This window comes from Streptomyces sp. NPDC020597 (assembly GCF_044335095.1).
In the GTDB taxonomy this organism is placed as follows: domain Bacteria; phylum Actinomycetota; class Actinomycetes; order Streptomycetales; family Streptomycetaceae; genus Streptomyces.
Window position 1 is genome coordinate 307,165 of record NZ_JBIRUL010000006.1, and the last position, 13,395, is coordinate 320,559.

At 71.6% G+C, this 13,395-nt stretch carries 9 protein-coding genes; 6 read left to right on the plus strand and 3 right to left on the minus strand.

Annotated elements, in window-relative coordinates:
- Positions 1-218: 218 nt before the first annotated feature.
- From ACH4ZA_RS13890 to ACH4ZA_RS13910, 5 genes are all read left to right on the plus strand, one after another.
- Positions 219-950, plus strand: a complete 732-nt coding sequence (locus ACH4ZA_RS13890; RefSeq protein ID WP_398429477.1) for a VIT1/CCC1 transporter family protein — start codon at positions 219-221, stop codon at positions 948-950.
- Between the two features lie 381 nt (positions 951-1,331).
- Entirely contained in the window at positions 1,332-5,930 is a 4,599-nt protein-coding gene (gltB, locus tag ACH4ZA_RS13895) for a glutamate synthase large subunit (protein WP_398429478.1), read from the plus strand.
- The gene (locus ACH4ZA_RS13900; RefSeq protein ID WP_319191655.1) at positions 5,923-7,383 is read left to right on the plus strand and encodes a glutamate synthase subunit beta; all 1,461 of its coding nucleotides are present in this window, start codon (positions 5,923-5,925) and stop codon (positions 7,381-7,383) included. The genes gltB and ACH4ZA_RS13900 overlap by 8 nt, the downstream gene beginning before the upstream one ends.
- Positions 7,384-7,541: 158 nt before the next feature.
- On the plus strand, positions 7,542-8,264 hold the full coding sequence (locus ACH4ZA_RS13905) for a VWA domain-containing protein (protein ID WP_319276688.1): 723 nt from the start codon (positions 7,542-7,544) through the stop codon (positions 8,262-8,264).
- A gap of 100 nt (positions 8,265-8,364) precedes the next feature.
- Entirely contained in the window at positions 8,365-10,089 is a 1,725-nt protein-coding gene (locus ACH4ZA_RS13910) for a cytochrome bc complex cytochrome b subunit (protein ID WP_398429480.1), read from the plus strand.
- Here ACH4ZA_RS13910 and ACH4ZA_RS13915 read toward each other — a convergent pair.
- Entirely contained in the window at positions 10,004-11,242 is a 1,239-nt protein-coding gene (locus tag ACH4ZA_RS13915; protein ID WP_398429482.1) for a GDSL-type esterase/lipase family protein, read from the minus strand. The two genes, ACH4ZA_RS13910 and ACH4ZA_RS13915, sit on opposite strands and share 86 nt — an antisense overlap.
- On the minus strand, positions 11,239-11,808 hold the full coding sequence (locus tag ACH4ZA_RS13920; RefSeq protein WP_319276683.1) for a TetR-like C-terminal domain-containing protein: 570 nt from the start codon (positions 11,806-11,808) through the stop codon (positions 11,239-11,241). The genes ACH4ZA_RS13915 and ACH4ZA_RS13920 overlap by 4 nt, the downstream gene beginning before the upstream one ends.
- 90 nt (positions 11,809-11,898) lie before the next feature.
- On the opposite strand from ACH4ZA_RS13920, the gene ACH4ZA_RS13925 reads away from it, so the two are divergent.
- On the plus strand, positions 11,899-12,390 hold the full coding sequence (locus tag ACH4ZA_RS13925; RefSeq protein ID WP_398429484.1) for an FBP domain-containing protein: 492 nt from the start codon (positions 11,899-11,901) through the stop codon (positions 12,388-12,390).
- Positions 12,391-12,454: 64 nt separating this feature from the next.
- Here ACH4ZA_RS13925 and ACH4ZA_RS13930 read toward each other — a convergent pair whose 3' ends face one another.
- On the minus strand, positions 12,455-13,351 hold the full coding sequence (locus ACH4ZA_RS13930) for an acyl-CoA dehydrogenase family protein (protein WP_398429517.1): 897 nt from the start codon (positions 13,349-13,351) through the stop codon (positions 12,455-12,457).
- Between the last annotated feature and the right edge of the window lie 44 nt (positions 13,352-13,395).

Below are 13,395 nucleotides of genomic sequence, written 5' to 3' on the forward strand. Positions count from 1 at the left end.
TGTCCCACCATCGGCGGTTGACCCGAGCCTCGACGCCCTTCAAGTCACCCGGTCGACACCTGTGCGGATAGTCGATCGAATGAGCGCTCGAAGGTAAAAGCGCAGGTTAGCCGAGCCTTTCCTTGCTGGCGAAGCGGAATGAGGAGGCGTATCTTCGCGTTGCACGAACTTAGAATCAGTCTAAAGTTAGCTTTGGCTCAGCTTACTGGGGGATCTCCGTGGCCATCATCGAGACCGAGGCGCCGCTGCACGAGGCGCACCGCGACAACCACACCCACCGTGACGTCAACGGCGGCTGGCTGCGCCCCGCCGTCTTCGGCGCGATGGACGGCCTGGTCTCCAACCTCGCCCTCATGACCGGCGTCGCCGGCGGATCCGTGGGGCAGCAGACCCTGGTCGTCACCGGCCTCGCGGGACTGGCGGCCGGCGCCTTCTCCATGGCCGCCGGCGAGTACACCTCCGTCGCCTCGCAGCGTGAACTCGTCGAGGCGGAGCTCGCCGTCGAGCGGCGGGAGCTGCGCAAGCACCCCCAGGACGAGGAGGCCGAGCTCGCCGCGCTGTACGAGTCCCGGGGCGTCGAACCCGCGCTGGCCCGGCAGGTCGCCCAGCAGTTGTCGCGCGACCCCGAGCAGGCCCTGGAGATACACGCCCGCGAGGAACTGGGCATCGACCCGTCGGACCTGCCCTCGCCGCTGGTCGCCGCGGTGTCCAGCTTCGGTTCCTTCGCGCTGGGCGCGCTGCTTCCCGTCCTGCCGTACCTGCTCGGCGCCGCCTCGCTGTGGCCGGCCGTGCTGCTCGCCCTGCTCGGCCTGTTCGGCTGCGGCGCGGTGGTGGCCCGGGTGACGGCGCGGTCCTGGTGGTTCAGCGGGCTGCGGCAGCTGGCCCTCGGCGGCACGGCGGCGGGTGTGACGTACGCCCTGGGCAGCTTCTTCGGAACGGCCGTAGGATAGATCGGCTGCTATCTATGCGTTGGGCCGCATAGATAGTCGTTACCGGCTGGTTTCGACTGCTTAACCAGCGGGCATGAGCCGTAAGCGCTGTGGGCAATGACGCCTGCGGCGCACTCGCGGGGTGGGTGACGCCGCTCCCTCCGCCCTTCCGGTCCGCCGGGCAGCGATCCGACCGATCCCGTCCCGTCCGGCCCCCATACCTTTCAGCCACGTGCGAGGAACCCCCGCCGCGCACCCGTGGCGTCCGCATGCTGGAACGGAGTATCCGGTTCCCGAGAACCGCTCCATCATGTAACCTGCACGAAATTTTGCGTTCCGCAGAGGGCCAACGTCGTCCCTTCGCCAGCAGACATGCCACCTGAGACGACGACGGGAGAGCCGATGCGTACGCCGCGCCAGCCGTCCCAGCATTCCGCGAATGGCCAGAACTGGTCCTTCATGGATGCTCGCCCTGCTGCGCAGGGTATGTACGACCCCCGCAACGAGCACGACGCCTGCGGCGTCGGATTCGTGGCCACCCTCACCGGCGAGGCGAGCCACGCGCTGGTCGAGCAGGCGCTGACCGTTCTGCGCAACCTCGAGCACCGCGGCGCCACCGGCTCCGAGCCGGACTCCGGCGACGGCGCGGGCATCCTGACCCAGGTCCCGGACGCCTTCTTCCGCGAGGTCGCCGGATTCGACCTCCCCGAGGCCGGCCACTACGCCGCCGGCATCGCCTTCCTCCCCGAGACCGGCGCCGAGCCCGCCGTCTCGAAGATCGAGACGATCGCCGCCGCGGAGGGCCTCACCGTCCTCGGCTGGCGCGACGTCCCGGTCGCCCCCGAACTCCTCGGCGCGACCGCCCGCTCCACGATGCCGGCCTTCCGCCAGGTCTTCGTGAGCGACGGCACGAGCCATGGCATCGACCTCGACCGCAAGGCGTTCGTGCTGCGCAAGCGCGCCGAGCGCGAGGCCGGCGTCTACTTCCCCTCGCTCTCCGCGCGGACGATCGTCTACAAGGGCATGCTGACCACCGGCCAGCTCGAGCCCTTCTTCCCGGACCTGTCCGACCGCCGCTTCGCCTCGGCCGTGTCGCTCGTCCACTCGCGCTTCTCCACGAACACCTTCCCCTCGTGGCCGCTCGCGCACCCCTACCGCTTCGTCGCGCACAACGGTGAGATCAACACCGTCAAGGGCAACCGCAACTGGATGCGCGCCCGCGAGTCGCAGCTCGTCTCCGACCTGTTCGGCCAGGACGACAAGGCCATCGAGCGGATCTTCCCGGTGTGCACGCCGGACGCCTCCGACTCGGCCTCCTTCGACGAGGTGCTCGAGCTGCTCCACCTCGGCGGCCGCTCGCTGCCGCACTCCGTGCTGATGATGATCCCGGAGGCGTGGGAGAACCACGACTCCATGGACCCGGCCCGGCGCGCCTTCTACCAGTTCCACTCCACGATGATGGAGCCCTGGGACGGCCCGGCCTGCGTCACCTTCACCGACGGCGTCCAGGTCGGCGCGGTCCTCGACCGCAACGGCCTGCGCCCCGGCCGCTACTGGGTCACCGACGACGGCCTGGTCGTCCTCGGCTCCGAGGTCGGCGTCCTCGACATCGACCCCGCCAAGGTCGTCCGCAAGGGCCGCCTGCAGCCCGGCCGCATGTTCCTCGTCGACACCGCCGAGCACCGCATCATCGAGGACGACGAGATCAAGGCCCAGCTCGCCGCCGAGAACCCGTACGCGGAGTGGCTCGAGGCCGGCGAGATCGAGCTGGGCGACCTGCCCGAGCGCGAGCACATCGTGCACACGCACGCCTCGGTCACCCGCCGCCAGCAGACCTTCGGCTACACCGAGGAAGAGCTGCGCGTGCTCCTCGCGCCGATGGCCAAGGCCGCCGCCGAGCCGATCGGCTCCATGGGCACCGACTCGCCGATCGCCGCGCTCTCCTCCCGCCCCCGGCTGCTCTTCGACTACTTCACGCAGCTGTTCGCGCAGGTCACCAACCCGCCGCTGGACGCCATCCGCGAGGAGCTCGTCACCTCGCTGCGCTCCTCCCTCGGCCCCGAGGGCAACCTGCTGGAGCCGACGGCCGCGTCCTGCCGTACGGTCACCCTGCCCTTCCCGGTGATCGACAACGACGAGCTGGCCAAGCTCATCCACATCAACGCCGACGGCGACATGCCCGGCTTCAAGGCCGCGACCCTCTCCGGCCTGTACCGGGTGCACGGCGGCGGAGACGCGCTGGCCGCCCGGATCGACGAGATCTGCACCGAGGCCGACGCCGCCATCGACAACGGCGCCCGGCTCATCGTGCTGTCGGACCGCCACTCCGACGCCGAGCACGCGCCGATCCCGTCGCTGCTGCTCACCGCGGCCGTCCACCACCACCTCATCCGCACCAAGCAGCGCACCCAGGTGGGCCTGCTGGTCGAGGCCGGAGACGTCCGCGAGGTCCACCACGTCGCCCTGCTGATCGGGTTCGGCGCCGCCGCCGTCAACCCGTACCTGGCCATGGAGTCGGTGGAGGACCTGCTGCGCGCGGGCACCTTCCTGAACGGCATGGAGCCCGAGCAGGCCATCCGCAACCTGATCTACGCCCTCGGCAAGGGCGTCCTGAAGGTCATGTCCAAGATGGGCATCTCGACCGTCGCCTCCTACCGCGGCGCCCAGGTCTTCGAGGCGGTCGGCCTCGATGACGCCTTCGTCGAGAAGTACTTCAGCGGCACCGCCACCAAGATCGGCGGCATCGGCATCGACGTCGTCGCCAAGGAGGTCGCCGCCCGCCACGCCAAGGCCTACCCCGCCTCCGGCATCGCCCCCGCGCACCGCGCCCTGGAGATAGGCGGCGAGTACCAGTGGCGCCGCGAGGGCGAGCCGCACCTGTTCGACCCGGAGACGGTCTTCCGCCTCCAGCACTCGACGCGCTCGGCCCGCTACGACATCTTCAAGCAGTACACGAGTCGGGTGAACGAGCAGTCCGAGCGCCTGATGACCCTGCGCGGGCTCTTCGGCCTCAAGTCGGACCGCCCCTCCATCTCCGTCGACGAGGTCGAGCCCGTCTCCGAGATCGTCAAGCGCTTCTCCACCGGCGCCATGTCGTACGGCTCCATCTCCCAGGAGGCGCACGAGACCCTCGCCATCGCCATGAACCAGCTGGGCGGCAAGTCCAACACCGGTGAGGGCGGCGAGGACCCGGAGCGCCTGTACGACCCGGCGCGCCGCTCCAGCATCAAGCAGGTCGCCTCCGGCCGCTTCGGCGTCACGTCCGAGTACCTGGTCAACGCGGACGACATCCAGATCAAGATGGCCCAGGGCGCCAAGCCCGGCGAGGGCGGCCAGCTGCCCGGCCACAAGGTCTACCCGTGGGTCGCCAAGACCCGCCACTCGACCCCGGGGGTCGGCCTGATCTCCCCGCCGCCGCACCACGACATCTACTCCATCGAAGACCTGGCCCAGCTGATCCACGACCTGAAGAACGCGAACCCGCAGGCGCGGATCCACGTGAAGCTGGTCTCCGAGGTCGGCGTCGGCACGGTCGCGGCCGGTGTGTCCAAGGCGCACGCGGACGTGGTGCTCATCTCCGGCCACGACGGCGGCACCGGCGCCTCCCCGCTGACCTCGCTCAAGCACGCGGGCGGCCCCTGGGAGCTCGGCCTCGCCGAGACCCAGCAGACCCTGCTGCTCAACGGCCTGCGCGACCGGATCGTGGTCCAGACGGACGGCCAGCTCAAGACCGGCCGTGACGTCATCATCGCCGCGCTGCTCGGCGCCGAGGAGTTCGGTTTCGCGACCGCCCCGCTCGTCGTCTCCGGCTGCGTCATGATGCGCGTCTGCCACCTGGACACCTGCCCCGTCGGCATCGCCACCCAGAACCCGGTGCTGCGCGACCGCTTCGCCGGCAAGGCCGAATACGTCGTGAACTTCTTCAGGTTCATCGCCGAAGAGGTCCGCGAACTGCTCGCCGAGCTGGGCTTCCGCTCGATCGAGGAGGCCGTCGGCCACGCCGAGGTCCTCGACGTCGAGCGCGCCGTCGACCACTGGAAGGCACAGGGCCTCAACCTCGCCCCGCTCTTCCACGTGCCGGCCCTGCCCGAGGGCGCGGCCCTGCACCAGGTCATCTCGCAGGACCACGGCCTGGAGAAGGCGCTCGACAACGAGCTCATCAAGCTCGCCGCCGACGCCCTCGCCGCGGACTCCGCGACCGACGCCCAGCCGGTGCGCGCCCAGGTCTCCATCCGCAACATCAACCGCACGGTCGGCACCATGCTCGGCCACGAGGTGACGAAGCGGTTCGGCGGCGCGGGCCTGCCCGACGACACCGTCGACATCACCTTCACCGGCTCCGCGGGCCAGTCCTTCGGCGCCTTCCTCCCGCGCGGTGTCACGCTGCGCCTGGAGGGCGACGCCAACGACTACGTCGGCAAGGGCCTCTCCGGCGGCCGTGTCGTCGTCCGCCCGGACCGGGGCGCCGACCACCTCGCCGAGTACTCGACCATCGCGGGCAACACCATCGCCTACGGCGCGACCGGCGGGGAGCTGTTCCTGCGCGGCCGCACCGGTGAGCGGTTCTGCGTCCGCAACTCCGGCGCGCTGGTGGTCTCCGAGGGTGTGGGCGACCACGGCTGCGAGTACATGACCGGCGGTCATGCGGTGGTCCTCGGCGAGACGGGCCGCAACTTCGCGGCCGGCATGTCCGGCGGCGTCGCCTACGTGATCGACCTGAACCGCGACCACGTCAACGTGGGCAACCTGGACGCCGTCGAGGCGCTCGACGACGCCGACCGGCAGTGGCTGCACGACGTGGTGCGCCGCCACGCCGAGGAGACCGGTTCGACGGTCGCCGAGAAGCTGCTCGCCGACTGGGACGCGGCCGTGGAGCGCTTCAGCAAGATCATCCCCAGCACGTACAAGGCAGTGCTCGCCGCCAAGGACGCCGCCGAGCAGGCGGGACTCTCCGAGTCCGAGATCACCGAGAAGATGATGGAGGCGGCGACCCATGGCTGACCCGAAGGGCTTCCTGAACCACGGCCGTGAGGTCGCCAAGTCCCGCCCCGTCGACGTGCGGCTGAAGGACTGGAACGAGGTCTACGTCCCCGGTTCGCTGCTGCCGATCATCGGCAAGCAGGCCAGCCGGTGCATGGACTGCGGCATCCCGTTCTGCCACAACGGCTGTCCGCTGGGGAACCTGATCCCCGAGTGGAACGACTTCGCCTACCGCGAGGACTGGTCGGCGGCGCAGGAGCGGCTGCACGCGACGAACAACTTCCCGGAGTTCACCGGGCGGCTGTGCCCGGCTCCCTGCGAGTCGGCGTGTGTGCTCGGCATCAACCAGCCGGCCGTCACCATCAAGAACGTCGAGGTCTCCATCATCGACAAGGCGTGGGAGACCGGTGACGTCGCCCCGCAGGCGCCCGAGCGCCTGTCCGGCAAGACTGTCGCGGTCATCGGCTCGGGCCCGGCGGGTCTGGCCGCCGCCCAGCAGCTGACGAGGGCCGGCCACACCGTCGCCGTCTACGAGCGCGCGGACCGCATCGGGGGCCTCCTGCGGTACGGCATCCCCGAGTTCAAGATGGAGAAGCGGCACATCAACCGGCGCATCGAGCAGATGCGCGCGGAGGGCACCCGCTTCCGCACCGGCATCGAGATCGGCCGCGACCTCAAGGCGACCGACCTCAAGAAGCGTTACGACGCCGTCGTGATCGCCGCCGGCGCCACCACCGCCCGCGACCTGCCGGTCCCCGGCCGTGAGCTCAAGGGCGTCCATCAGGCGATGGAGTACCTGCCGCTGGCCAACAAGGTCCAGGAGGGCGACTTCGTGGCGCCCCCGATCACGGCCGAGGGCAAGCACGTCGTGGTCATCGGCGGCGGCGACACCGGCGCCGACTGCGTGGGCACCGCCCACCGCCAGGGCGCTGCCTCCGTCACCCAGCTGGAGATCATGCCCCGCCCGGGCGAGGAGCGGAACCCGGGTCAGCCCTGGCCGACCTTCCCGATGCTCTACAAGGTCACGTCCGCGCACGAGGAGGGCGGCGAGCGGGTCTACTCCGTCTCCACCACCCACTTCGAGGGCGACGAGGACGGCAACGTCCAGTGGCTGCACCTCACCGAGGTCGAGTTCGTCGAGGGCAGGCTGACCCCGAAGCCGGGCACGGAGCGCAAGATCCCCGCCCAGCTGGTCACCCTCGCCATGGGCTTCACCGGCACCGACCGGGAGAACGGCCTCGTGGAGCAGTTCGGCCTGGAGCTCGACGAGCGCGGCAACGTCGCGCGCGACGCCGACTTCGCGACCAACGTGCCCGGCGTGTACGTCGCCGGAGACGCCGGCCGCGGCCAGTCGCTCATCGTGTGGGCGATCGCGGAGGGCCGCTCGGCCGCCCGCGGCGTCGACCGGTTCCTGACCGGCGCGAGCGAGCTGCCCGCCCCGATCCGCCCGACGGACCGCTCGCTGATGGTCTGACGGCCCCGCCGAAAGGCGCCCAGACGTCCCGTACAAAGGCGTGCGGAACACAGACGGCGCCTGCCCACAGTCCCCGACCGGACGACTGGGCAGGCGCCGTCGCCTTTTCGTACGCCTGTTCCCGAGGCGGGGGCGGTGGGTGTGGGAGGCTGTGCGCCATGGTCGCGATCAGTCTCACCAAGGTCCAGGAGACCGCACCCGCGCTGGTCGGCCTCTACGAGAGCGCCGGGGCGTCCCTCGCCAGGCACGGCCTCGACGGGCAGCGGGCCGCCGTCTACCTCGTCGTCGACTACTCGGGCTCGATGAAGCCGTACTACCAGGACGGCAGCGTGCAGGCGCTCGCCGAACGGGTGCTGGGACTGTCCGCGCACCTCGACGACGACGGCCGGGTGCCGGTCGTCTTCTTCTCCACCGACGTCGACGCCGTCACCGACATCGCCCTCGCCGACCACCGCGGACGGGTGGACCGCATCGTGGCCGGGCTCGGGCACATGGGCAGGACCAGCTACCACCTCGCCATGGACGCCGTCATCGACCACTACCTCGACAGCGGGGCGCGCGAACCCGCGCTGGTCGTCTTCCAGACCGACGGAGGCCCCGTCGACAAGCTCGCCGCCGAGCGCTACCTGTGCAAGGCCTCCAAGCTGCCCCTGTTCTGGCAGTTCGTCGGCTTCGGCGACCGCGGCAGCAGACAGTTCGACTTCCTGCGCAGGCTCGACGAACTGCCCGTCCCCTCGAAGCGGGCGGTCGACAACGCCGGCTTCTTCCACGCCGGCCCTGATCCGCGGAAGGTCTCGGACGCCGATCTCTACGACCGGCTCGTGAGCGAGTTCCCGCAGTGGCTGAGGGCCGCCCGGGCGCAGGGCATCGTCCGGCCGTAGCCGCGGGCCCCGGCGGCGGCCGCCCGCAACCGTCCGCACCGTTGGCTCAACGGGCCGTCCGTGCCACCCTGAGGAAGATCCGACGGGGAGGCGGCGACGTATGGGCGAGCACGCGGGAGCGGTGAACAGTGCGGCGGACGACGGGAGTTCGCGACGGCCACGGGATCCGGCGGGCAGAGGCGAGCGGGTCGCGGACTGGGCGGACGGACGGCTCGGGCTGTACACGCTGGCGAAGGCCAACCTGCGCAAGGTGTTCCCGGACCACTGGTCGTTCATGCTGGGCGAGATCTGTCTCTACAGCTTCCTGATCCTCATCCTCACCGGCGTCTACCTCACCCTGTTCTTCGAGCCGAGCAGCGCCGAGGTCGTCTACCACGGCTCGTACGCGCCCCTCAACGGCATCACGATGACACGGGCGTACGAGTCGACGCTCGACATCAGCTTCGACGTGCGCGGCGGGCTGCTGATCCGGCAGATCCACCACTGGTCGGCGCTGGTCTTCGTCAGCGGCATGCTCGTGCACATGATGCGGGTGTTCTTCACCGGCGCGTTCCGCAAGCCGCGCGAGGTCAACTGGGTGTTCGGCTGGCTGCTGTTGTTCCTCGGCATCCTCACCGGTCTCACCGGCTACTCGCTCCCCGACGACCTGCTCTCCGGCACCGGAGTGCGGTTCGCCGACGGCGCGATCCTGTCCGTCCCGGTCGTCGGCACGTACCTGTCGTTCTTCCTCTTCGGAGGCGAGTTCCCGGGGCACGACATCATCGCCCGGTTCTACCCGATCCACGTCCTGCTGCTGCCCGGCATCATGCTGGGGCTGGTCGTCGCTCATCTCGTCCTGGTGTTCTTCCACAAGCACACCCAGCACCCCGGACCCGGACGCGACCAGAAGAGCGTCGTCGGCATGCCGTTCATGCCGGTCTACATGGCGAAGGCCGGCGGGTTCTTCTTCCTGGTCTTCGGCGTACTGGCGGTGATGGGCGGGATCGCGAGCGTCAACCCGGTCTGGGCGTTCGGGCCGTACCGCCCGGACCTGGTGACGACGGGCGCCCAGCCGGACTGGTACCTCGGCTTCTCCGAGGGGCTGATCCGGGTGATGCCGGGGTGGGAGATCAACGCCTGGGGCCACACCCTGGAGTTGGGCGTCCTCATCCCGTTCTCGCTGTTCCCGCTGATCCTGCTCGCCATCGGGGCCTACCCCTTCGTCGAGGCGTGGATCACCGGTGACGAACGGGAGCACCACATCCTCGACCGGCCGCGCAACGCCCCCGTGCGCACCGGCCTCGGCGTGGCCTGGCTGACCCTGTACGCGGTGCTGCTGATCGGCGGCGGCAACGACATCGTGGCCACGCACCTGCATCTGTCCATCAACGCGATCACCTGGTTCGTGCGGATCTCCGTGTTCGCCGCCCCGGTCGTCGCCTTCACGCTCACCAAGCGGATCTGTCTCGGGCTGCAGCGCGGCGACCGTGACAAGGTCCTGCACGGCCGGGAGACGGGCGCCATCAGACGCCTGCCGCACGGCGAGTACATCGAGGTTCACGAACCCCTCGGCCAGGACCGGCTGTTCACCCTCACCCAGCACGAGCAGCACCCGCCGTACGAGATCGGGCCGCTCGTCGACCACAACGGGGTGCGGCGGCCGGTCACCCTGTCCCAGCGGGTGCGGGCGCGGCTGGCCCGTGCGATGTTCGGGGCGGACAGCCACATCCCCAAGCCGACGCCCGAGGAGTACCGCGAACTCACCCGGGGCCACGGCGGTCAGGGGAGTCCCGCGGACCACGGGGGTCGTGCGGGCCACGGGGGAGCCGGGGGAGCCGGGAGCTGAGGACCCGCGCGAAGCGTTCGCCGATCAGACGGTGTCCCGACGCGTCCGGGTGGAGGCCGTCCGGCAGCGGCGTCTCGACGGCGTCGGCCTCGCCGTAGAGGTCGAGGCCGTCGACGTGGTGCAGGTGCGGGTCGTCGGCGGCGCGCTCGGCCACGATCCGCGCCAGTTCGGCGCGGATCACCCGCAGGGTCAGCTTCCCGTACGCCACCTCGGCCGGATCGCCCATCGGCTGGAACAGCTCCCGGCCCGCGGCGGCGGAGGCGAAGTCCAGCGAGGTGGGGCCCGGAGTGTCCTCGTGCATCGGGCACAGGATCGGTGAGACGACCACGAGGGGCGTGCCGGGACGGCCCTCGCGGATCGTGTCGAGGAAGCCGTGCACCGCCGGGGTGAAGGCGCGCAGCCGCATCAGGTCCAGGTTCACCAGGTTGATGCCGACCTTGACGCTGATCAGGTCGGCCGGGGTGTCCCGCAGCGCGCGGGCGGTGAACGGGTCGAGGAGGGCGCTGCCGCCCAGGCCCAGGTTGATCAGCTCCACGCCGGCCAGCGAGGCGGCGAGGGCGGGCCAGATCGCGGTGGGGCGCACGGCGTCCGAGCCGTGGCTGATCGAGCTGCCGTGGTGCAGCCAGACCGGGCGGCCGGACGCGGGGGCGGTGGTCAGCGGGGCGTCGGTGCGCAGGGCGACCAGCTCGGCGCTCTCGTCGTGCGGGAGCCAGATCTCGAGGTCCTTGACGCCGGGCGGCAGGTCCGTGAACCGCAGGGTGGCGACCGGACCGGACCGCGTGTCGGTGGTCCCCGCCACCAGGTCGACGGTCTGGACGCGGCCGCCCTCCGTCGCGCTGGCCGCCCTGAGCGGACGGCCGTCGACGAGCAGCTCGTACACGCCGTCCGGGCGGGGCGGCCCGCCGACGTAGACCCGCTTGGTGGGCAGGACGTCCAGCTCCACGGCGGTGGCCCCGCTGCGGAACACGAGCCGCACACCCGACGGCTGGGACTCGGCCATGGCGAGCTGCGGGTCGGCGCACTGGGCACGCGCGCGTGCGGGCAGCCGGTGCGGCAGCACGCCGTGCCCGGTGCGCTCGACGTCGAGGGCCCCACGCAGCAGGTCGGCGGTGACGGGCGTCGTGATCCAGGCCGGCCCGGGCGCGCGGCTCATGCGGCGGGCCAGTTGCGCAGCAGGGCGTCGAGGGCGTCCAGGACGCGGGCCCAGGTCTCGTCCGTGTCCGGCGCGCTGTGGCTGAAGCTCCCGCCCAGCTCCAGGCCGACGTATCCGCTGAAGACGCTGCCGAGCAGCCGGACCGCGTGCGTGCGGTCCGGCTCCGCCAGGTCGTAGCCGCGCAGCAGCGCCCGGGTCATCTGCGCGTGCCGGACGCCGGCGCTTTCGGCGGCCGTCTGCGGGTCGAGCCGCAGCTGGGCGGCGGCGTAGCGGCCGGGGTGCCGGTGCGCGTAGTCGCGGTAGACGTTGGCCAGCGCGGTCAGCGCGTCCTTCCCGGCCCGGCCCGCCAGCGCGTCGGCCGCCCGGTCGGCGAGCTCCTCGAGGGCGAGCAGCGCGATGCGGGTCCTGAGGTCCTGCGAGTTCTTCACGTGCGAGTACAGACTCGCCACCCTGACGTCGAACCGCCGGGCCAGCGCCGAGACGGTCACCTCCTCGAAGCCGGCCTCGTCGGCGAGCTCCGCACCCGCCCGCACCAGGCGCTCCGTGGTCAGTCCGACCCGCCCCATGTCCGTCCGTCCTTCCCGTCGACGCCTTGCCCCAGGCCTTAACCCATTATGCGTTTGCCTAAAACCTTTAGGCAAATTAGCCTCGCGGATATGAAGCCGCTGACCGAAGCAGAGATCCGCGCCGCGTTCGTGAACTGCACCAAGGGCGAGGCAAGGCGACTGTCCGTACCGCGCGACCTCGCCGACCGCCCGTGGGACGACCTGGACTTCCTGGGCTGGCGCGACCCCCAGGCCCCCGACCGCGCCTACCTGGTCGCAGAGCTCGACGGCCGGCTGAAGGCCGTAGCGATGCGCACCTCGGCCGCCGGCCCCGGGCAGTCCCGGCGCAGCGTGTGCCGGCTGTGCCTGACCACGCACTCCGGCGGCGTCTCGCTGATGGTCGCGCCGAGGGCCGGCCGGGCAGGCCAGCAGGGCAACTCGGTGGGCTCCTACATCTGCAGCGACCTCGCCTGCTCGCTGTACGTGCGGGGCAAGCGGGACGCGGGCGTCGGGGCGCGTCTGCAGGAGACGATCACGCTGGAGGAGAGGATCGGGCGGACGGTCGCCCACCTCGCCGCGTTCGTCGCCCAGGTCACGGGCTGACCGTCCGCCGTCCCCGCGCGTGCCCGGCGGGCGGACGTGGGGCCGCGCCACCACCGGCGGCGGGTCAGGAGCGGCCGTCCAGCACCTGGGCCCGGCAGGCGTCCGGATCACCCCACGCCGTGCGCAGCGCGCGGGCCTTGGCCAGCCACAGCGACAGGTCGTACTCCGCCGTGTAGCCGATCGCCCCGTGCAGCTGGAGCGCGGTGCGCGCGGTCGCGTACGCCGCCTCGCAGGCGCTCACCTTCGCCGCGGCCACGTCCGCCGGGGCCATCGTCACCGCGGCGCCCAGCACCAGGGGACGGGCGAACTCCAGCGCGATCTTCGCGTCCGCCAGCCGGTGCTTGACCGCCTGGAACGACCCGATGGGCACCCCGAACTGGACGCGCTGCCGCACGTACCCCACCGTCCGGTCCAGCAGTGCGAGACCCACGCCCAGCGCCTGCGCTGCGGTGGCCAGTCGCGCCCACAGCAGGGCCCGGTCCGCAGGCGGGTCCGGGTCGAGGAGCTCACCGCCCGGCAGCAGCCGGGTGAGCCGGCGGGCCGGGTCCAGGCACGCGCGGACCGGACCGTGCCCCGGCGCGAGCCGCAGTCCGTCCCGGGCCAGGACGAGCCGTGCCGTCGCCGCGTCGCCGTCCAGGGCGTACCCGCCCTCCCGCGCCAGCGTCGCGATCGACTCGCCCGAGGCGAGCCCCGGCAGGAACCGCCCGGCCGGACCCGGCGCGCCGAGCGCCGCGGCCGCGGCCACCGTCTCCACCAGCGGGCCGGGCGCCGCATACCGCCCCAACTCCACGAACGCGACCGCCAGTTCCACGGGCCGCGGTCCCAGCCCGTCGTACTCCTCAGGGACCGCAAGCGCGAAGACGCCGGCCGCGGCGATCCGCGACCACAGCGCCCGCCCGGCCGCCCGCTCGCCGCGGCTCCAGTCGCGGATCACGGCCGGTACGCCGGCCGCGGCCAGCATCGCGCCCAGCGACCCGGCGAACGCCCGCTGCTCGGCGTCGAGGA

Bases quoted from the DNA above. Each gene is read 5' to 3' on its own strand.
- ACH4ZA_RS13910 (WP_398429480.1), top strand. From the start codon at position 8,365: ATGGGCGAGCACGCGGGAGCGGTGAACAGTGCGGCGGACGACGGGAGT.
- ACH4ZA_RS13930 (WP_398429517.1), bottom strand. From the start codon at position 13,351: ATGCTGGCCGCGGCCGGCGTACCGGCCGTGATCCGCGACTGGAGCCGC.
- ACH4ZA_RS13920 (WP_319276683.1), bottom strand. From the start codon at position 11,808: ATGGGGCGGGTCGGACTGACCACGGAGCGCCTGGTGCGGGCGGGTGCG.
- ACH4ZA_RS13925 (WP_398429484.1), top strand. From the start codon at position 11,899: ATGAAGCCGCTGACCGAAGCAGAGATCCGCGCCGCGTTCGTGAACTGC.
- ACH4ZA_RS13915 (WP_398429482.1), bottom strand. From the start codon at position 11,242: ATGAGCCGCGCGCCCGGGCCGGCCTGGATCACGACGCCCGTCACCGCC.
- gltB (WP_398429478.1), top strand. From the start codon at position 1,332: ATGCGTACGCCGCGCCAGCCGTCCCAGCATTCCGCGAATGGCCAGAAC.
- ACH4ZA_RS13905 (WP_319276688.1), top strand. From the start codon at position 7,542: ATGGTCGCGATCAGTCTCACCAAGGTCCAGGAGACCGCACCCGCGCTG.
- ACH4ZA_RS13900 (WP_319191655.1), top strand. From the start codon at position 5,923: ATGGCTGACCCGAAGGGCTTCCTGAACCACGGCCGTGAGGTCGCCAAG.